The 18950-nt window shown below is 65.7% G+C and carries 17 protein-coding genes; 8 read left to right on the top strand and 9 right to left on the bottom strand.

What is annotated here, in order from left to right; all coding sequences use genetic code 11:
- Window positions 1–24 precede the first annotated feature (24 nt).
- Together HMPREF9710_RS27645 and HMPREF9710_RS26405 are read right to left on the bottom strand one after the other, a co-directional pair.
- On the bottom strand, window positions 25–405 hold the full coding sequence (locus HMPREF9710_RS27645; RefSeq protein WP_143054458.1) for a hypothetical protein: 381 nt from the start codon (window positions 403–405) through the stop codon (window positions 25–27).
- Window positions 402–1199, bottom strand: a complete 798-nt coding sequence (locus HMPREF9710_RS26405; RefSeq protein WP_005663624.1) for a class I SAM-dependent methyltransferase — start codon at window positions 1197–1199, stop codon at window positions 402–404. Before HMPREF9710_RS26405 ends, HMPREF9710_RS27645 begins: the two co-directional genes overlap by 4 nt.
- A gap of 90 nt (window positions 1200–1289) precedes the next feature.
- Here HMPREF9710_RS26405 and istA point away from each other — a divergent pair, with 90 nt between their 5' ends.
- The 4 genes from istA (at window position 1290) to sodC (ending at window position 4198) form a co-directional block, all read left to right on the top strand.
- On the top strand, window positions 1290–2369 hold the full coding sequence (gene istA, locus HMPREF9710_RS02560) for an IS21 family transposase (RefSeq protein ID WP_005663623.1): 1080 nt from the start codon (window positions 1290–1292) through the stop codon (window positions 2367–2369).
- Entirely contained in the window at window positions 2366–3151 is a 786-nt protein-coding gene (istB, locus tag HMPREF9710_RS02555; protein ID WP_005663619.1) for an IS21-like element helper ATPase IstB, read from the top strand. The genes istA and istB overlap by 4 nt, the downstream gene beginning before the upstream one ends.
- A gap of 9 nt (window positions 3152–3160) precedes the next feature.
- Window positions 3161–3322: a hypothetical protein gene (locus HMPREF9710_RS27640; RefSeq protein ID WP_157225415.1), complete on the top strand. Its 162-nt coding sequence runs from the start codon at window positions 3161–3163 to the stop codon at window positions 3320–3322.
- 354 nt (window positions 3323–3676) lie between these two features.
- Window positions 3677–4198: a superoxide dismutase family protein gene (sodC, locus tag HMPREF9710_RS02550; protein ID WP_005663610.1), complete on the top strand. Its 522-nt coding sequence runs from the start codon at window positions 3677–3679 to the stop codon at window positions 4196–4198.
- A 61-nt stretch (window positions 4199–4259) separates the two neighbouring features.
- On the opposite strand, the gene HMPREF9710_RS02545 is transcribed toward sodC, so the two are convergent.
- The 4 genes from HMPREF9710_RS02545 to HMPREF9710_RS02530 all read right to left on the bottom strand — a co-directional run bounded on the left by HMPREF9710_RS02545 (window position 4260) and on the right by HMPREF9710_RS02530 (window position 9938).
- On the bottom strand, window positions 4260–5108 hold the full coding sequence (locus HMPREF9710_RS02545) for an alpha/beta fold hydrolase (RefSeq protein ID WP_005663608.1): 849 nt from the start codon (window positions 5106–5108) through the stop codon (window positions 4260–4262).
- Window positions 5109–5200: 92 nt separating this feature from the next.
- Entirely contained in the window at window positions 5201–6826 is a 1626-nt protein-coding gene (locus HMPREF9710_RS02540) for a M28 family peptidase (RefSeq protein ID WP_005663607.1), read from the bottom strand.
- 71 nt (window positions 6827–6897) lie between these two features.
- On the bottom strand, window positions 6898–9093 hold the full coding sequence (locus HMPREF9710_RS02535) for a M28 family peptidase (RefSeq protein ID WP_040774918.1): 2196 nt from the start codon (window positions 9091–9093) through the stop codon (window positions 6898–6900).
- 182 nt (window positions 9094–9275) lie between these two features.
- The gene (locus tag HMPREF9710_RS02530; protein WP_005663604.1) at window positions 9276–9938 is read right to left on the bottom strand and encodes an energy transducer TonB; all 663 of its coding nucleotides are present in this window, start codon (window positions 9936–9938) and stop codon (window positions 9276–9278) included.
- A gap of 386 nt (window positions 9939–10324) precedes the next feature.
- On the opposite strand from HMPREF9710_RS02530, the gene HMPREF9710_RS02525 reads away from it, so the two are divergent.
- From HMPREF9710_RS02525 to HMPREF9710_RS02510, 4 genes are read left to right on the top strand one after another with little or no spacing between them, the layout of a single operon-like run.
- Complete coding sequence (locus HMPREF9710_RS02525) at window positions 10325–10975, top strand: response regulator (RefSeq protein ID WP_005663603.1); 651 nt, start codon at window positions 10325–10327, stop codon at window positions 10973–10975.
- Window positions 10976–10979: 4 nt separating this feature from the next.
- Complete coding sequence (locus tag HMPREF9710_RS02520; RefSeq protein WP_005663602.1) at window positions 10980–11930, top strand: hypothetical protein; 951 nt, start codon at window positions 10980–10982, stop codon at window positions 11928–11930.
- Window positions 11927–13468 (top strand): sensor histidine kinase, encoded by a 1542-nt coding sequence (locus HMPREF9710_RS02515; protein ID WP_005663601.1) that lies wholly within the window; start codon window positions 11927–11929, stop codon window positions 13466–13468. Before HMPREF9710_RS02520 ends, HMPREF9710_RS02515 begins: the two co-directional genes overlap by 4 nt.
- Window positions 13469–13473: 5 nt before the next feature.
- Window positions 13474–15165, top strand: coding sequence for a M14 family zinc carboxypeptidase (locus tag HMPREF9710_RS02510; protein ID WP_005663600.1), 1692 nt, complete (start codon window positions 13474–13476; stop codon window positions 15163–15165).
- Window positions 15166–15336: 171 nt separating this feature from the next.
- Here the strand turns inward: HMPREF9710_RS02510 and HMPREF9710_RS02505 are convergent, their stop codons facing one another.
- The 3 genes from HMPREF9710_RS02505 to HMPREF9710_RS02495 form a co-directional block, all read right to left on the bottom strand.
- Window positions 15337–17145: a DUF885 domain-containing protein gene (locus HMPREF9710_RS02505; protein ID WP_005663599.1), complete on the bottom strand. Its 1809-nt coding sequence runs from the start codon at window positions 17143–17145 to the stop codon at window positions 15337–15339.
- Between the two features lie 16 nt (window positions 17146–17161).
- A complete protein-coding gene (locus HMPREF9710_RS02500) occupies window positions 17162–18289 on the bottom strand; it encodes a branched-chain amino acid ABC transporter substrate-binding protein (RefSeq protein ID WP_005663598.1) in 1128 nt (375 codons plus the stop codon).
- A gap of 109 nt (window positions 18290–18398) precedes the next feature.
- On the bottom strand, window positions 18399–18884 hold the full coding sequence (locus HMPREF9710_RS02495) for an Lrp/AsnC family transcriptional regulator (protein ID WP_005663596.1): 486 nt from the start codon (window positions 18882–18884) through the stop codon (window positions 18399–18401).
- Window positions 18885–18950 lie beyond the last annotated feature (66 nt).

Genomic DNA, 18950 nt, shown 5'->3' with positions numbered 1-18950 from the left:
CTGATGGGTCATCGCTTGGGATCGTCAGGGCGGTTTGCTGCGGTGCCACAGGTAGCCGGCAACCAGTCCGGCTACGGCAAGCGCGAAGGCGCCATATGCTTGCAGGTAGTAACCGTTGCCCTGTTCAAGTCGCAGATATAGGCTAACGTCGGGTGAGTGAAGTTCCAGGAGCAGACTGGCAAACCAGATTGCTGCGGGAGCAAAGCAAACTGCGCCAAGCCATGGCCTCAGGCGGGCGGTGAAGAGACACAGAAGCGCTGCAGCCAGGCCCACTTGCCAAAACAGGACAGCAACCGGTTCCTTGTCGCTGACTTCTGCCATCACAATACTGGGGCAGGCGAAGCAGGCAAGCGTCAGTAATATTCGAAGAGAGGGATGCCGCATCCGGAAGTCTTTCGAGCTCATGAAGCAATCAGCATCACGGTGTGCCCAACTGCCAATCGGGGACTGGCCTTCAGTGCGCTTCGTACGAGATACCTCCGCACCGCAGGCAAACGCACCATCCGGCCCAGCAGGCGGTAGCGCACGCTGTTGTCGATCAAACGTGGCTGATAGAGTCCGAACCGAGTCAGCGCGTGGTAGGCCAGCGTCGTCGCATGCCAGTCTCTGTGGAAGTCGGCGACGGGTTCATGCCAGATCTTGGCTTCGCGGAAACCTTCACTGTGGGCCAGATTGGTCAGTGCGCGATCGGTCCAGCGCGTCACGTGATGCGGCGGCATATTGAGCGGCGAGTTCGGTGCGATGGCCAGGAAACTGTCCTGGGCTGGCACGGCGATCATCAGGATTCCACCGGGCTCGAGCGCCTGGACACAGGCATGGAAGAACTGTTTAGGATGCTCGACGTGTTCCAGCACCTGGAAAGCGCACACGACGTCGTAGCGAGAGCCCACGGCGGCATGCTCTTCGACCGGCTGTTTCCTGACGTCTAGCCCAGCCGCACGCGCTTTTTGTATGGCCTCGTCATTGAACTCGAGCCCGGTGTACCGGATCGATTGCGGCAGCCAGCGCCGGAATGCTCCCTTGCCACAGCCGACTTCGAGGACCGAGCTGTCTTGTCGTACCAGCGTCGCCGCCTGGGCGTATTCCGGTTTGTCGTCCTGGTAGTACCAGTCCTGGGTCTGTAGTTGCTCGTAGAAGAGACCGTCACCCACGCAGGCCGGATCGAAGAAGCCCAGTTCGCAATGGTGGCAGTGGCACAAGGTAATGTCAGCAGCGGTTGTAAACTGATACAGGCAGCGATTGAAAACTGATACACCATTTTGAGAAGATGGCCGCTTTGCGGAGCGGCCTTGAAACCCAAAGAGGTGTACGTGGAAATCCAACTACTGAAGAAGCATGGGTTAAGCCTTCGGCAGATCGCCGCCGAGGTAGGCTGTGCAGTGAACACGGTGCGCCGGCACCTGGCCCTGGAGGCCGTGCCGAAGTACGAACGCAAAGTCAAACGCCAGACGAAGCTGGCGCAGTTCGAGCAGTACCTGAGGGATCGGCAGCAAGCTGCTCAGCCCGACGTGATTCCAGCCACCGTGCTGTACCGCGAGATTGCCGCGCGCGGCTACGAGGGCGGCATGAGCCAGTTGAGGGCCTTCGTGCGCACCTTGCGCCCGGCGCCTCCCGCCGATCCGGTGGTGCGTTTCGAGACGGCGATGGGTGAGCAGCTGCAGGTGGACTGGGTCGAATTTCGTAAAGGCAGCGCGCCATTGCACGCGTTCTGCGCGACGCTCGGCTTTAGCCGGGCCAGCTACGTGGAGTTCGTCAACAACATGAAGGTGGATACCCTGATCGCCTGCCACGAGCGCGCCTTTGCAGCGTTCGGCGGCGTGACGCGGCGGGTCCTGTACGACAATATGAAGACGGTGGTACTGGAGCGCGATGCGTACGGTGAGGGCGAGCACCGCTTCCACGCCGGCTTCCTGGACTATGCCAGGCATAGCGGCTTCGTGATCAAGCTGTGCCAGCCGTACCGGGCCAAGACCAAGGGTAAGGTCGAGCGGTTCAACGGCTACCTGCGCCGATCGTTCTATGTGCCGCTGGCGAGCCGGCTGGCACAGAGCGGCCAGAAGCTCGACGTCGTGACGGCCAACGTCGAGGTGGCCCACTGGCTGCGCGAAGTGGCCAATGCGCGCATCCACGGCACGACCGGAGAACCGCCAGCCGAAGCCTTGAAGCGGGAAGTGGAGCACCTGCAAGCGCTGCCGGCACCGTGGCGGGCGGACATCGCGGCAGCCAGGCCGCAGCCGGCTGCTGCAGCACCTGCGGCGCCGCGGCCGGCAGCAGTGGTGGAGCGGATCGCGCAACCTTCTCCGGTACAGCATCCGTTGCAGGTGTATGACGCGCTGCTGGTGCGGGTATCGGAAGGGGTGGCGGCATGAACCTGCAGCATGAGCGTATCGCGGCGTTGTGCGAGAGCCTGAACCTGCCGTTCGTGGCACAGGGCTACGGCGCCGCAACCCAGAAAGCAGCGAAACAGGAGATGGCCTACAGCGACTTCCTGGAGGGGCTGCTGAGGGAGGAAGCAGCTGGGCGCAACGTGCGCAAGCAAAACACGATGACCCGTCTGGCAGGATTCCCCGTGGTGAAGACGCTGGACGAATTTAACTATGACTTCGCCAAAGGCGTAAAGCGCAGCCAAGTCGAGGAGCTGGCCGGCCTGGGATTCGTCGAGCGGCATGAGAACGTGGTACTGGTCGGGCCGAGCGGTGTAGGCAAAACGCACCTGGCGATGGCACTGGGTTACAAGGCCACGCAGGCCGGCATCAAGACGCGCTTCACGACGGCGGCCGACCTCATGCTGGCACTGACGACGGCGCATACGCAGAACAATTTGAAAGCGGTGATGCACCGCGCGATCAAGGCATATCGGCTCTTGATCATCGACGAGATAGGTTACTTGCCGATGAACCGGGAACAGGCCAACCTGTTCTTCCAGGTGATCGCGGCCTTGTATGAGCGCAGCAGCCTGATCGTGACCAGTAACCTGCCGTTCGGACAATGGGACACGACCTTTGCGCAGGATACGACGCTCACCGCGGCCCTGCTCGACCGGCTGCTGCACCATGCGCATATCGTGCCGATTGCAGGTGAGAGCTACCGGCTGAAGCACCAGCGACAGGCCGGGATGATGAGGGGGAGCGATGTTGCAGAAATGGGCTGAACACGGACGGTGTTCGGCGACGGCGGTGTATCAGTTTTAAATCGCTGGGACGACGAAATCTGTATCAGTTTTCAATCGCCGTTGACAGGTAATGCTGCCGCCATGAAGATAGGCGCCGACCTCGATCCCTTTCTGGCGATAACTGCGGATCAGATCCGCCCGATCGACTGAGTCGACGGCCTCGGTATCATCGGCATGGCATGCTGGACAAATGCGTTCAGGCACAACGTTCTCTCAGAGTGGAGTTCCGGTCAACCATGTGGCGTTGCTGGTCAGCTTAGCCAGCGGTGGATGCTCCACTCTGCCCCTCCTCAAACGTGCGCGCTTACGTGTCGGCGAATCGTATTCGATACATCCGGTCACCGTGGCTCCACGTAACTCATGTATCCCGACAGCACTGGATGAACCCGAACAGAACCGCTGTCGCCAGTAAAACCCAAGTCAGCAGGACGCCCCAATGCATGGGATTGGTCTAAACTGAATTGGCTTTTTACTATCCTGTAGATATTTTTGAAGGAGAAAACAATGAAAATGCGATGGATGAGCGCCGTCCTGCTGAGCGCCGTATGCGCTGCCGCCAGTGCCGCCGATAACACCGTGACCCTCAAGCTGGCCACCGAAAAAGGCGATGGCGCCACCGTGGGCACCGTGAAGCTCAGCGAAACCAAGTACGGCGTGGTGCTCACGCCTGACCTCAAGGACCTGACCCCGGGCCTGCACGGTTTCCACATCCACGCCAACGGCAGTTGCGCGCCGAATCAGGCCGACGGCAAGACCGTCCCGGCCGGCGCCGCGGGCGGCCACCTCGATCCTGCCAAGACCGGCAAGCACGGCACCCCATGGGGCGACGGCCACCTGGGCGACCTGCCGGCGCTGACGGTGGATGCCAAGGGCATGGCCACCAACCCGGTCCTCGCCCCGCGCCTGAAGATGTCGGATATCAAGGGCAAGGCCCTGATGGTCCACGTCGGCGGCGACAACCACTCCGATCATCCGGCGCCGCTGGGTGGCGGAGGCGGCCGCATGGCTTGCGGCGTGATCCAGTAAGCCACGACTCGCAGCAGAAAGCGGATGGTAGCCCATGGCGCGCCATCCGCCGCAAGGTCGGTCAGTCCGCCCGCAACTGCCCGCGCAGCCACACCAGGCTCGACGCGGCGTAGTTCATCACCGAGATATGCCCATCGCCCGGCTGCCGCCACAGCTCGGCCCAACGGCAGTGACGCGCCAGCCATTCGCTATGCGACGCCGGCACCACGCGATCCTGGACCCCATGCACGAACAGCACCGGACAGGCGATGTGCGAACAATCGAATCCCCACGGCGTCACATAGGCGATATCGTCGTCGATCGCGCCGTCAGGCCCCTTGGCCACCGCCGGCCCCACCACGCTGTCGAACCAAGACCAGGGCCCCGCCAGCGCGTCCCAGTCTTCAAGCGTGAACATCTCGCGGTCGAACGCGAGCCCGAGCGCCTCGTGATGTGCCTTGGCCGCGCGCCCCTGCGCCGCCGCGCGCAGTCCCGCCGCCCCGTATGCGCCCATCCCCCTGAACCAGTCGAGTCCCTGCGCATCGGGCGGGGCCAGGCCCGCGATGCTGACCGCACCCACCACCCGCTCGGGCAGCAGGGCGGCGCAAGCCAGCGCATGCGGGCCGCCGCCCGAATGCCCCATCACCGCGAAGCGCCTGATGCCCAGCCGGTCGGCGATGCGCTCGACGTCGAAGGCCGCCGAGGCGACGTCCCGCCCGCTGCGTTCCGACGAGCCGCCATAAGCCGGGCGGTCGTAGCCGATCCAGCGTATGCCCAGCTGCGCCGCGAGGGCGAACAGCGGCTCGGGCGGGCGGCCGATGTTTGGCGTGCCGTGGTGCCAGAACACGACAAGCTCCTGCTCGCCGGGTGGCGCCAGGTCGTAGAAGTGCAGCGTGCGGCCGTCGCCGAGCACCAGGTCTTCTTCGCGCATCGTTCGCTCTCAAAAAAGGTGGCCAAAAAAAACGCGCCGGTGGACCTAGTGTGGTCCTCCGGCGCGTTCATGTCGAGCGCTTGCCTGACTGCTTACTTGGCAGCGCGCGCCTTACCGAACGGATCGCCTTCCTTCCACGCCGGCATCTTCGGCGCGTCGGCCACTGCGCGGCCCAGGTTCAGCGTGTACTGCGCCTGCTGCACCATGCCCGACAGGTCCCAGTTCGGATCGTATTCGTCCGACGCCTGGTGGTACTTGTCGCGGTAGGTCGCGGCCTTGGCGTTGTTGGCCTCGACGTCCTTCACCCAGCTGCGGCCCGCGCCCACCGAGAACGCCGGCACGCCGGCCTTGGCGAAGCTGAAGTGGTCGCTGCGGAAGTAGCCGCCGGCCAGGTCAGGTTTCGCTGGCGCGACGGTCAAACCCATCGCCTGGGCGGTGGCGGCCGCCATCGCGCCCAGTTCGGTGCGCTCACTGCCGGGCACGCTGACGTCCTTCACCAGGCCCACCCAGTTCAGGCTGTCCAGGTTCAGGTTGGCGGCGGTCTTCGCGATCGGCCACAGCGGCTTGGCGACGTAGGCGGCGCTGCCCAGCAGGCCTTGCTCTTCGGCCGCCACCCACAGGAACATCTGGCTGCGCTTGGCCGGGTGCTTGACGGCTTGCTCCGCCATCGCCAGCAGCGCGCCGGTGCCCGAGGCATTGTCGACCGCGCCGTTGAAGATGGTGTCGCCCTGGGTGCCCTGCTTGCCCATGTGGTCCCAGTGCGCGGTGTAGATCACCACTTCGTCCTTGAGCTTCGGATCGGTGCCGGGCACGATGCCGGCCACGTTGAACTCTTCGAGCTTGCGTACCTCTGCGCGGGCCGTGCCCTTCAGGCGGGCCTTCAGCGTCACCGGCTTGAAGTTCTTGTCTTCGGCCGCGGCGCGCAGTTTATCGAGGTCCTGGCCGGCGGCGGCGAACACCTTGCGTGCGGTGTCATCGGTCATCCAGCCCTGCAGGCCGGTGCCCACTTTGCCTTCGGTGAGCTGGAAGCGCTCGGCGTTGGCCCAGCTGTTCTGCACCACGCTCCAGCCGTACGAGGCCGACTTGTCGGTGTGGATCAGGATGGCGCCGGCCGCGCCCTGGCGCGCCGCTTCCTCGAATTTATAGGTCCAGCGGCCGTAGTAGGTCAGGCCTTCGCCGTTGAAGCGGTTCGGTTCCGCCGCGGTCGGCAGCGGATCGTTCACCATCATCACCAGCACCTTGCCCTTCAGGTTCATGCCCTTGAAGTCGTTCCAGCCGCCTTCTTCCGGCGCCACGGTGCCGTAGCCGACGAAGACCAGGTCCGCGTCCAGCTTGTGATCGGCCTTGCCGTCGCCCGGGCCCCAGACCCAGTCAGCGCCGAACTGCAGCGGCAGCGCCTTGCCGCCGGCGGTGATCGCGATGTCGCTCTTGGCCGGCAGCGAACGCACGCCGGCGATCTTGACCGCCTGGCGGAAGCTGCTGCCGTTGGCCGGCTTCAGGCCGGCGGCCTTCGCCTGCGCCTCGAGGTAGGCGACGGTCAGCTCGCCGCCGCGCTGGCCGGTGCCGCGGCCTTCCATGGCGTCGGCGGACAGGTGGGCCAGGTGCGCGCGCAGCGGCGCTTCCTGGACGTTTTGCACGTTCTGGGCATAGGCCGGATAGGCCAGCGCCAGGCTGCCGGCGAGGGCGGTGAGGACGAGGGAAGAGACGATCTTGTACATAAAATCCTGCGACTTGAGTTGATCGGGAAGGGCACGTTCGTGGCGTGCGCGGAACATTCTATGACAAGTTCTCAATAAAATCGCAGGATATCGGTCGACATCGTCATTCCCGATTGTTCCCGTAAATACGGGGCGCCTTGCTCGCGCGACGGTAGCAGATGCTGCGGCACGCCGGGCATGCGCTCCTGCACGGTAATCGCGAAAATCTCTTCCGGCGCGCTCTCGATCTCGAAGTGCAGCACCCGGTCTTCCATCCCGTACAGCGACAGCATCCACGGCGCCTCCTTTGACGTGAGCGGCACGCCGTCGAGCCGCGAGCGCAGCGCCTTGGCGCCCGACATGCGCAGCTCGATGTGCGGCGCGCGGTTTTTTGAGCGCACAGTGAACGTGCCGCGCCGCACCTTGCCGACGGTGTTGAGCAGGGCGAAGCATTCGGGGAAGGCGATCGCATCCTCGCGCGGCGCCTCGGCATACCACTGGCGCGGGCTGTTCCAGCCGAAGACTTCGACGAAGATGGTCGGCTGGCGGCCGGGGAACAGCTGGCGGCGCCAGTCGTCGAGCGGCTGCTCCGGCAGCAGCCAGTAAGCGCGCCAGGTGTTCGCATCCTTGTAGTAGACCAGGCGTTCGAGGCCATCGGATGTGGACGGCAGCGCGATGCGCGGCGCCGCCTGTCCCGGCAGGGCGAAGCAGCTTGCGGCCAGCAGCGCAAGCAGGGCGGCGACGGCCGGCGCCATGCGCAGCACCAGCAGCAGGCAGGCGAAGCACAGCATCGGCAGCGCCATCAGCATCGGCGGCAGGTACATGTGGTGCGGCGCGAGCAGCAGCCAGGCATCGCGCAGCGCAGACGGAAACAGCGCGGCGGCCGGCGCCAGCCCGGCCACCAGCACCAGCAGGCGCGGGGCGAAGGCCTGGCGTTGGCCCCAGCGCGACTGCAATACCAGGAAGGCGGCGAGCGCCGCCGCCAGCGGCCAGGCCAGCACGTAGGCGGCGCCGGGCAAGAAGAAGACGACCAGCAGCAGCGTCAGCGCAGGCCAGGCCAGCGCGCCGAGCACCATCGCTGCGGCGCCGACGCTGCGCCGGAACAGATACAGCCCGGCGACAAAGACGCAGCTTGCCACGACCAACACCATCAGCGGCAGGCGCTGCTCGCCCGCGAGGCCGGCGGCGGCGACCTCTTCGCGCCAGGTCCAGCTGCCGACGCGCACCACGAGCAGCAGGAAGCACACGCCGAACACGCCTTGCGCCGCCTCGACCGCGCCGTCCGCGCCGAACAGGCGGCGCCAGGCGAAGCCCAGCATCAGGCAGGACAGGATCGTCGGCGCCCAGGCGAGCCACGCCGCGTGCTGCACCAGGCCCACGACGGGCAGCGAAAAATAGGCGGCGGCTGTCTGCGTCCCGCGCGTGAGCGGCGTGTCGCCGTAGGCCTGCGCCAGGCGCAGCATGGCGTCGCCCAGTTGTCGCGGATCGGCTTCGCCGCCGGCGAACAGCAGCACCGGCGTATCGAGCGCCGCCAGCGGACCGACGTGCGGCGCGTCGTTCAGCATGCGCGCCAGGGTCGTCTCGAGCGAGGAGCCGCGCAGCTCGGGTGCGGCGCGCATCCAGCCGGCCAGCGCGGCGCCGCCCGCGCCGCTGGTCTCGACCATGCGCAGCCCCGCGTCGCCGGCAGGATCGAACTTGAGCGCCAGGCCGATGTTTGGGGCCAGCGGATGCTGTTCGACGAAGCCCTTGGCGCCCAGCGCGCCGACGTGGTGGCCGTCGGCGAACAGCAGCACGACGTCGTTGGCGGGTGGCGCGGCGCGCAGGGAGCGCGCCGTTTCGAGCAGGGCCGCCATGGTGGCGGCGCCGCGCGCGGCATCGCGCCCAGCGTTGCCGCTGTCGTAGTGCGCGGTGAGCAGCAGCGCCGGGCGGCGGCCCGCATCCGGCGCGCTGCCGGGAATCCTGGCGACGACGTTATGGACGACGCCGACCGTGTTGTGGATGGCGCCGAAGTAGTAGACGACCGATTTGCGCACCGTGGCGCGCTGCACTGTCGGCGCCAGGCCCATCGCCCGCAGCTGCGCCGCCAGGTATGCGCGCGCCTGGGCATTGCCTTCGGTCGCGATCGAACGCGGCCTGGCCGCGAGCACCCGCATGTGCTCCTGCACGCGGGCGTTCCAGCTGCCGGCCGCGATCTCCGCCTTCGGTTCGGGCGGTGCCTGTCGCGTCAACGCCATCCAGCCCAGGATGACCAGGACGGCCAGTCCCAGGCAGCCGGCAAGGGCGTGCATGAACCCGGTGAGACGTATCGCCGGTATTGCTGCGCTCGTTGCATCCATGTGTTCTCTCTCCATTGTTGTTGTGAGCAAATGTCGCCCGCGCAGGCCTCGATGCGCCTGTCAAAGGAACGAAAAAGCGGGGCGAAAAAAAGCCCGCCGGATGAAGAGGGGCGGGCTGAAAGAGGAAAAGGGGCTTACTCGAGTGTCCAGACGTAGGCGAGCTGCGCCCATCCGGCTTCGGCTGTGCCGCCGTTCATCGCCGGCTGGAATTTGCACAGGCTCAGGGCGTGCACGGCGGCGCGATCGAGTTCACGCGAGCCGCTGGAAGACTGGATGCGCGAGTCCTGCACCCGGCCATCGGCCCCGACCAGCAGCGCCAGGGTCACGGTCCCGGTCTCGCCATTGCGCGCAGCGCGCACCGGATAGTCTGGTTTGGCGCAGCCGTTGGCGTCGGCCAGCACGGCGCTGCGCATCTGGCCGCTGTTCGACGACGGCGCGGCGGCGGGCTGCGGCGGAGCCTCGGACTGGGTTTGCTGGGCCGGTTCCGGCGCTGGTTCCGTGCTTGCCTCCATCACCTGCTCGAGCGGCGGCGCAGGCACCTCGACTTCCACGTCCGGCACCACGATGTCGGGCGGTGCGGCCTTGGCGACGGGTTTCGGTGGCTCCGGCGGCGGGGCAGGCGGAGGAACCTCGGGCTGGATCCACACCAGCTTGTCTTCGAGCATGGCGGGCAGCGAGATCGACTTGGCATTCATCGTGCTGATGACGCCCATCGCCACCAGCACGTGCAGGCCGGCCACCAGGGCGAATTTGCCGGCCTTGCCGCCGGCGCCTTGATTGATGTCAGAAAAATGCATGGCAACCTCCTTTATTCGTTCTGGGACCCCTCGGGATCGCCAGGTTTACTACCTTGGAAGAATGCATATCTACAGCTCGTTGGAATCAATATATGCTATGTCCTAGCAATTTGCAAATCCATAATCTAGTAAATTTGTTTCTGGTTGTGTGTGCGTCAACGTACCAAGCAAGCCCATTCGTAAGGTGGGCGACTTCGCCATCCACGCGTCCAGCGAAAGGAAGGGCCCCAAAAATGCGGACCAGAGCGTACAAAATCTCCCCGCCTTTCCATTCGCTTCCCCGCCCGTTGTATGAAATAATTCCCAACTGTGCCGTGGCTTTTCGCCCGGCCAACGCAACGCCAGACACTGGCAACGCACACCGGCCACGCGCCAGGAGAATCAAATTGGCAGAACAGAACAAACCCATCCGCGTCATGCTCGCGGATGATCACCCGATCGTCATGACCGGTTTCGCCATGTCGCTGGAAGCGGCGGGCATGCAGGTGGTGGGGCAGGCCAAGACCCCGAGCGAGGCGACCGCGCTGTACGCCGCCGAGCACCCCGACGTCGCCGTGCTCGACATGCGCTTCGGCACCGAGCTGACCGGCATGGACGCGGCCCAGGCCATCCTCAAGTCCGACCCGGCGGCCAAGATCGTCTTCCTGAGCCAGTTTGACCAGGACAGCCTGATCAAGGAAACCTACCGCCTCGGCGCCCACGCCTTCGTCACCAAGGATTGCGACCCGGCCGACCTGGCCACCGCGGTGCGCCATGCCCACGAGGGCAAGCTGTACTTCCTGCCGCATATCGCGTCGCGCCTGGCCAGCATGGCGGTGCGCGGCGAAGTCACGCCGCAGTCGCAGCTCGACGAGCGCGGACTGGAAATCTTCAAGCTGATGGCCGAGGGCATGACCAATGCCGAGATCGCGGAGCGCCTCGACCTGTCGACCAAGACCATCAGCAACATCAGCCAGTCGATCAAGGAAAAGCTGGGCGTGCACCGCCAGGCCAGCATCACCCTGCTGGCGGTCAAGCACGGCCTGATCGAGCCCTGACGCGATGGCCATCCTCCCGCGCCGCATGCCCCACCAGCGCAGGCGCGCCCCCGCGCTGGCGCCGCTGCTGGCCCTTGCCTTCATGCTGGCGCTGTCGGCCGGCAGCGTCCACGCCGCCCAGCAGGCGGAGCGCGAACGCGAAGAAGCGCAGGGCTACCGCTTCCAGATCCTGACCGGCGACGACAGCGCCGTCACCCACCGCATCGCCGACGACCTGTACAAGCGCCTGGTGCCCACCTTCGCGGCCTTCCGCACCGAGCTGGCGCAGAAGCGCCGCATGTTGTACGTGGCGATCGGCCCGACCGCGCTGCGCGACGCGCTGTCGCGCCGCTGCGATTGCGTGGTGATCTCGGCCTATACCTCGAGCCAGGTGTGGCGCACGCTCACCGCGCGCCTGCCCAAGCCGCGCCGCATGGCCATGACCGCGATCTATGCCGAGCCGGCGCCGAACGACCAGATGCGCCTGGCCGAACTGCTGTACGGCCGCCCGGTGCGGGTCGGCGTGCTGCTCGGCCCCGACACCGCCTTCCTGAAGCCGGCGCTGCACGACGCGACCGAGATCCAGATGTACGCGCCGGGCGACGACCTGAATCACACGCTCAACAGCATGACGCGCGCCGAGACCCTGCTGGCGCTGCCCGACAGCGACATCTACAACGCCGAGAACGTGCGCAACATCCTGCTCTCGACCTACCGCCGCAAGCAGGGCGTGATCGGCTTTTCGGCCGACATGGTCAAGGTCGGCGCGCTGGCCACCACGTATTCCGAGATCGAGGAGATCAACGCCCAGGTGGCCGAGCTGGCCGCCGACTTCGTGCGCACCGGCGAACTCGATCCGCCGCAGTTCCCGCGCTACTTCCGCACCATCATCAACGAAGGGGTGGCCAGTTCGCTCGACCTGCGCGTGACCGACGCCGCCCGCAACTTCGCGCGGCGCGCGCCGGCCCTGCAATGAACCTGCGTTTCTGGCGCGGCTGGGGTGTCGGACGGCGCATGGCCGTCATCACCATGCTGCCGGTGATCCTGCTGTTCACCTCCTTCGTCTGGTATTCCTGGTATGCGCACCGCGCCCAGGTGGCCGAGGAGCTGGCCGAGCGCGGGCGCATCCTGGCGCGCGCGCTGGCCGAGACGTCCGAATACAACGTCATCTCGGGCAACCTGTCCGACCTGCGCCTGACCATCAACGGCCTGGTGCAGTCCGACCGCAGCATCTACAAGGTCGACGTGATCGACGGCAGCGGACGCGCCGCGGTGCGCGTGGTGTCCGATTCGGCCAGCGACGCCCAGGCCCATTTCTACGAGGCGCCGATCCGCAAGCAGGTGGTGTGGATCAACCTGTTCTCGGACAACGGCACGCCGCACGTGTCGGCATCGAGCGATTCGCGCCCGCCCACGCTCACCACCGAAGTCGTCGGCTGGGTGCGGGTGACGATGTCGCCGGCGAACATGATGGCCAAGCAGACCGACCGCTTCCAGATCGAGCTGTCGATGGCGGCGCTGGCGCTGGCCGCGAGCGGCATCCTGGCCTGGGTGCTGGCGCGCTCGCTGATCGTGCCGCTGCGCGAGGCGATCGGCACCTTGCGCCAGATCCGGGGCGGCAACTTCCGTGTGCATCCGCCGGTCACCACCGGCGGTGAGATCGGCGAGCTGCAGGCCTCGATCGGCGAGATGTCGCTGGCGCTGGAAGAATCCAAGCGCGACCTCGAGAACAAGGTGGCCGAGCGCACGCGCGACCTGCTGGCCTCGCGCAACGAGGCGCTGCGCGCCGACGCCGACAAGCGCAAGCTGATCCAGAAGGTCAACGAGATCATCGAGGACGAGCGCAAGAGCATCGCGGTCGAGATCCACGACGAGCTCAATGCTTCCCTGATCGCGGCGCGGCTGGAAGCGCAGTCGATCGGCCTGCTGGCGGCCAAGGCGCCGCCAGGGCCCGAAGTCGACGAGATCCGCCGCAAGTCCGAGGCCATCACCAAGCTGGCGCTCGACCTGTACGCCAACGGCCGGCGCCTGGTGCGCCGCCTGCGTCCCGAGGTACTCGACATGCTGGGCCTGCACGGCGCGGTGGAAGAGATGGTGCGCCACTACGACACCACGTCCGGCTGCCGCTTCGACCTGCACAGCGAGGGCGACTTCGCGCGCCTGTCGAACGAGCTGGCGATTTCCGCCTACCGCATCGTGCAGGAAGCCCTGTCCAACGTGATGAAGCACGCCGCCGCGCGCTCGGCCCACGTCAGCCTGCTGCTGGACGAAGGCAAGGGCATGCTGCGCATCCGCGTGGTTGACGACGGCGCCGGCTTCGACACCGCCAGCGCCTCGGAAGGCATCGGCATCATCGGCATGCGCGAGCGCGCCTATGCGCTGCACGGCACGATCGAGGTGCGATCCAGCCCGGGCGAAGGCACCGACGTCGCGATCGCGCTGCCGCTCAACCTGCCGGCCCAGGCACCAAGCGTGCCGGCGACGATTTCCGAAGCATCCACCTCACAACGATAAGATCCATGTCCACTGAATTGCTGACGCCCTACGAGAAGGGCAACCTGAACCAGACCACCACCTGGGGCGAGTGCATCGCCTGGTACGAAGACCTCGCGCGCCGTTTCCCTTCGGTGCTGCGCTTCGAGAAAGTGGGCGTGTCGGATGCGGGCGTGCCGATCCATGCGGGCGTGGTCAGCAGCGACGGCGTGTTCGACGTCGATGCGATCAAGCGCGCCGGCCGTCCGGTCTTCTTCAACAACAACGGCATCCACCCGGGCGAGCCGGAAGGCGTCGACGGCTGCATGGCGCTCGTGCGCGATTTCTGCGTCGAGCCTGGGCGTCTGAGTGCGCTGGGCAAGACCGTGTTCCTGTTCGTCCCGCTGTACAACGTGGACGGCAGCTTCAACCGCACCGACACCTCGCGCGTGAACCAGGACGGGCCGGAGCAGTTCGGCTTCCGTGGCAACAGCCGCCACCTCGACCTGAACCGCGACTTCGTCAAGTGCGACACCCTGACGGCGCGCACGTTCAATCAACTGTTCACGCGCTGGGATCCGGACGTGATGGTCGACACCCACACCTCCAACGGCGCCGACTACAGCTACACGATGACGCTGATCCACACCCAGGCCGACAAGCTGGGCGGCGGCCTGGGCGAATTCCTGCGCGCGGAGATGCTGCCGGCGATGTATGCCGGCATGGATGCGCGCGGCTGGCCGACCTGCCCCTACGTGAACCCGGTCAAGGACAGCCCGGACCACGGCATCGCCGAGTTCCTCGAGACGGCGCGCTTCTCGACCGGCTACGCGGCGCTGCATCACACGATTGGCTTCATGCCCGAGACGCACATGCTCAAGCCGTTCAAGGACCGCTACGAGTCGATGGTGGCGCTGGTCGAAGTGGCGCTCGAGTTCACCGTCAAGAACGCCGACCGCATCCAGGCGCTGCGCCGCGCGGCGCGCGAGGAAGGCCGCAAGCAAGACGCGTGGCCGGTGCGCTGGAAGATGGACGAAGCCAATCCGTCGAGCTTCCGCTTCAAGGGCTACGAGGCCAAATACAAGAAGAGCGCGATCGGCGACTACACGCGCCTGTACTACGACCGCAGCAGTCCGTGGGAACGCGACATCGCCTACTACAACAGCTTCCCGGTCGACGTCGCGGTGCCGGCGCCGCAAGCCTATGTGGTGCCGCAGCAGTGGCGCGAGGCGATCGAGCGCCTGGAATGGAATGGCGTGCGCATGGAGCGCATCGAGGCGGATCGCCTGCAGGAAGTGACGTACTACCAGATCCAATCCGTGACCTCGCGTCCGTCGGCCTACGAAGGCCATTTGTTCCATGACGAGGTGGCGCTGGAGCGGCGCGTCGGGCAGGTCTTGCTGCGCGCCGGCGACTACATCGTGCCGCTGGACCAGGACCGGGCGCGCTACGCGGTCGAGACGCTCGAGCCGCTGGCCCACGACAGCTTCTTCCGCTGGGGCTTCTTCAACAGCGTGCTGGAGAAGAAGGAGCATTACTCGGATTATGTGTTCGAGGACGAGGCGGAGAAACTGCTGGCGGAGGAGCCCGAGCTGGCGGCGAAGTTCGCCGAGTGGAAGGCTGCCAATCCCGGCTTGTTGAGCAGCCAGGAAGCGGTGCTCGACTTCATCTACGCCAACTGCGCGCGTTATCGCGAACCGGAGTGGAACCGCTATCCGGTGTTCATGATCGCGCGCTGATCAGGTGCTGGCTATCTACCGATAGCTTGAAAACCGTCGTTCCCGCGAAGGCGGGAACCCAAGCTTGCCAGCGTTATCGATGCGTTTGAACGTGACCGGCGGCTCTGAGGACTTGGGTCCCCGCCTGCGCGGGGACGACGTTGGTTTTGTGAGCTGGTAGCGTGACAGCGCTTACTTCGACGCCGCGATCCAGCGATCGACCTTCGCCTCCAGCACCGCCAGCGGCAAGGTGCCTTCGTCCAGCACGACCTCGTGGAATTTCGGCAGGCTGAACTTGTCGCCCAGCGCCGCCTGCGCACGCTGGCGCAGTTCCATGATCTTCAGCGAACCGATCTTGTACGCCAGCGCCTGGCCCGGCATCACCATATAGCGCTCGATCTGGGCGCGCGCTTCCAGCTCCGAGTAACCCAGCGTGTCGCGGAAGTACTTGATCGCCTGGTCGCGGCTCCAGCCCTTGCTGTGCATGCCGGTGTCGACCACCAGGCGCGCGGCGCGCAGCATCTCGTCGTTCAGGTGGCCGAAATAGTCTTCCGGTTTCTCGAACAGGCCCATCTCCTTGCCCAGGGTCTCGGCATACAGCGCCCAGCCTTCGGTGAAGGCGGTGTTGCCGCCGAACTTGCGGAAGTTCGGCAGGCCCAGTTCCTGCAGCAGCGCGATGTGGAAGTGGTGGCCCGGCTGGCCTTCATGCAGGTACAGCGTGACCATGCCGGTGCGGCCATACTTGGTCGGGTCGTTCACCACCGACCAGAACACGCCCGGACGCGAGCCGTCCGCCGCCGGCGCCGAATAATGGTCCGATGCGGTTTCGCGCGTCAGTTCAGGCTCCAGCCGCACTTCCAGCGGCGCCTTCGGCATCAGGGTGAACAGGGCCGGCAGCTTGGCGCGCACTTGCGTGTCCAGCTTCTGGAACACCTCGATCACCTGCTGGTCCGTGGTGAACGGCTTGTACTTCGGCTGCTCGGACACCCACTTCGGCAGGCCGGCGGCCGGACCGTCGTAGCCCATCTTGGGGCCGATCTTGCCGTATTCGCCCTGGATGCGCGCTACTTCCTTCAGGCCGATCGCATGGATCTGCTCGGGCGTCATGGCGGTGGTGGTCATCGCCGCCACGCGCGCCTTGTACCACTCGGCGCCGTTCGGCAGCGCGTTCCAGCCGGCGCTGGTGCGGGTCTTCGGCAGGTATTCCTTCTCGACATAGCTGGCCAGGCGGTCCAGCGCCGGATTGAGCTTGCCGACCGTCGTGCGATAGGCGTCAAGCAGGCTGCGCTTGTCGGCGGCCGAGAAACCTTGTGGCAGCTTCTTGATCGGGGTATAGAAGATGCTGGCTTCCGCGCTCTTGGCCTGCAGCTGCTTGAGCTGCGGCAGCAGCGACTGGATCGGCTGGCGCGGATGCACGATGCCGCGCTCGACGCCTTCGCGCATGTTCGCGATCGACTGGTCGATGTAGGCGACCATCTGGTCGAGGCGGTTCAGGTAATTGCGATAGTCCTTCGGCGTGGCGAACGGCTGCGCGCCTTCGCCGCCGGCGTAGTTCGCGATGAAGGCCGGCATATTGAACATCTGGTCCATCGGCAGCAGGTGCTCGGGGAAGGCGCCCAGGCGCAGCGCGGTCTCGAGCTCGAACTTGACGATGTCGTAGCTGGCCTGCTCGTGCGCATTCAGGCGCTCGCGCGGGATGGTGGCCAGGCGCTTCAGGTAGCCGCGGTACAGCGCAAACTGCGCGTCGCGGTTCTTCGGCGCGATCGACAGGCCGAGCTGGTCGAAGAAGCGGCCGTCGCCGCTCTCGGTCGCCCACACCGGCTCGAAGCGGGCATAGGCCTCGTAGTATTCGTCGACCAGCTTGTTGATCGCCTTGCCGGCTTCGGTCGTGGCGACCTTCTGCTTGGCGGGCGCGGTGTCGGGCGCCGGCGCGGCCTGGACGGATGCGCAGGCGAGCAGGGCGCCAATCGCCAGCGCGCCGAGCCTGAAGTTCTCTCTCATTTTTTTCCTTGTTGGGTCAGTAGCTGGCCAGCGGCGTCAACGCGCCGTTCTTGAAGGTGTACACCGTCACCGCCGTCTTCTTGAGGTTGCCCTTGGCGTCGTAGCCGTAAGCGCCGACCACGCCCTGGTAGCTGATCGCGTGCATCGCGGCGCCGACCTGCTTGGCGTCGACCGACTTCGCCTGCTGGATCGCCTGGGCGATGAACTTGGTCTGGTCGTAGAACGACGGCGCGTAGACGTCCGGATCGCGGCCGAAGCGCTTCTTGTAGCTGGCCAGGAAGGCCGGGCCGCCCGGCTGCTTGGCGACGATGGCGCCGGCCTGCGCGCAGCGCACGTTCTCGCCGACCGCCTCGCCGCCCAGCCGGGCCATCTCGGGGCTGCACAGGGTGTCGCCGCCCAGCAGCGGCACGTTCAGGCCCAGCTGCTTCATCTGGCGCGCCATCGGGGCGCCTTGCGGGGCGTAGCCGCCGAAGAAGATCGCGTCCACCTTCTTGGCGCGCAGCGAGGTCAGGATGGCGGCGAAGTCGCTCGCCTTGTCGTTGGTGAATTCGTGGCCCGCGACCTTGATGCCGGCCTTTTGCGCTTGGCGCTTGAACTCCATCGCGATGCCCTGGCCGAACGCGGTGCGGTCGTCGATCACGCCGACGTTCTTGACCTTGAGCTCCTTGGCCGCATAGCCGGCGACCGAGGCGCCCACCTGGGTGTCGCTGGCCACGATGCGGAACACCGTCGGATAGCCGGCGGCCGTGATCTTGGGATTGGTGCCGACGGTCGACATCAGGATGCCGTTGTCGTTGTAGACGCGCGAGGCGGGAATCGCCACGCCCGAGTTGTACGGGCCGAGCACGTACTTGACGCCGGAATCGGCGAATTTCTGGGCCACCGTCACGCCCTGTTTCGGGTCGCCCGCATCGTCTTCGGACTGCAGCACGAAGCGCAGCACATTGCCGCCCACCTGGATCTTCTGCGCGTTGAGCTCCTCGATGGCGAGGCGCACGCCGTTCTCATTGTCCTTGCCGGCGAAGGCGTTGGAACCCGACAGCGGGCCGCTCACGCCGATCTTCACGATTTGCTCCGCGGCGGTTGCCTGAGCGGCGAACAACGCCGCCAGCGCCAGCGGCGCCATCTTTATTTTCGATCGCATTCCCTTGGTCTCCGTTGATGTCAACGGCCGCCATCATCGCACGATTCGCACGGCCGGCGAAAGCGTTAAGCGACAGCGTAAAGACCCGGCGTATGGATTCGGAGCGACCTCAGGCCGGCACGCCGTGCGAGATCAGCTCGAGCGGCAGGGCGGTGGTCGACTTGATCTGTTCCATCGAAAACGCGGACGACACGCCGGTCAGGCGCGCGGCCTTGATCAGCTTTTTATAGAAGCGGTCGTAGCCGGCGATGTCGGTGGTGACGACCTTGAGCAGGTAGTCGACGTCGCCGCTCATGCGATGAAATTCCAGCACTTCGGGCAGGGCGACCACGGCGGCGGCGAAGCGCGCCAGCCATTTCTCGTCGTGCTCGGTGGTCTTGATGCTGACGAACACGGTGACCGGCAGGCCGACCTTTTCGCGGTTGACGATGCTGACGCGGCTTTCGATATAGCCTTCTTCTTCGAGGCGCTTGACGCGTTTCCAGCAGGGCGTGCTGGAAAGGCCGACCTTTTCGCTCAGACCCGAGATGGAAAGGGTTGCATCCGCCTGCAAGGCGGCGAGAATCGCACAATCAAACTTGTCGAGTGAGTTCATATTCCGTAAAGCGTGTTTATAAGAATAATTATTCTATTAACAGCCCACAAATCGAGAAATTTGGGA

This window comes from Massilia timonae CCUG 45783, from assembly GCF_000315425.1.
In the GTDB taxonomy this organism is placed as follows: Bacteria; Pseudomonadota; Gammaproteobacteria; order Burkholderiales; family Burkholderiaceae_D; genus Telluria; species Telluria timonae.
The sequence above is the reverse complement of the archived record's forward strand: the minus strand, read 5'-3'. Positions and strand labels throughout refer to the sequence as shown.

Bases quoted from the DNA above. Each gene is read 5' to 3' on its own strand.
- HMPREF9710_RS02495 (WP_005663596.1), bottom strand. From the start codon at position 18,884: ATGAACTCACTCGACAAGTTTGATTGTGCGATTCTCGCCGCCTTGCAG.
- HMPREF9710_RS02515 (WP_005663601.1), top strand. From the start codon at position 11,927: ATGAACCTGCGTTTCTGGCGCGGCTGGGGTGTCGGACGGCGCATGGCC.
- HMPREF9710_RS02545 (WP_005663608.1), bottom strand. From the start codon at position 5,108: ATGCGCGAAGAAGACCTGGTGCTCGGCGACGGCCGCACGCTGCACTTC.
- HMPREF9710_RS02535 (WP_040774918.1), bottom strand. From the start codon at position 9,093: ATGCACGCCCTTGCCGGCTGCCTGGGACTGGCCGTCCTGGTCATCCTG.
- istB (WP_005663619.1), top strand. From the start codon at position 2,366: ATGAACCTGCAGCATGAGCGTATCGCGGCGTTGTGCGAGAGCCTGAAC.
- HMPREF9710_RS02520 (WP_005663602.1), top strand. From the start codon at position 10,980: ATGGCCATCCTCCCGCGCCGCATGCCCCACCAGCGCAGGCGCGCCCCC.
- HMPREF9710_RS27645 (WP_143054458.1), bottom strand. From the start codon at position 405: ATGAGCTCGAAAGACTTCCGGATGCGGCATCCCTCTCTTCGAATATTA.
- sodC (WP_005663610.1), top strand. From the start codon at position 3,677: ATGAAAATGCGATGGATGAGCGCCGTCCTGCTGAGCGCCGTATGCGCT.
- HMPREF9710_RS02530 (WP_005663604.1), bottom strand. From the start codon at position 9,938: ATGCATTTTTCTGACATCAATCAAGGCGCCGGCGGCAAGGCCGGCAAA.
- HMPREF9710_RS02505 (WP_005663599.1), bottom strand. From the start codon at position 17,145: ATGAGAGAGAACTTCAGGCTCGGCGCGCTGGCGATTGGCGCCCTGCTC.
- HMPREF9710_RS02500 (WP_005663598.1), bottom strand. From the start codon at position 18,289: ATGCGATCGAAAATAAAGATGGCGCCGCTGGCGCTGGCGGCGTTGTTC.
- HMPREF9710_RS02510 (WP_005663600.1), top strand. From the start codon at position 13,474: ATGTCCACTGAATTGCTGACGCCCTACGAGAAGGGCAACCTGAACCAG.
- HMPREF9710_RS02540 (WP_005663607.1), bottom strand. From the start codon at position 6,826: ATGTACAAGATCGTCTCTTCCCTCGTCCTCACCGCCCTCGCCGGCAGC.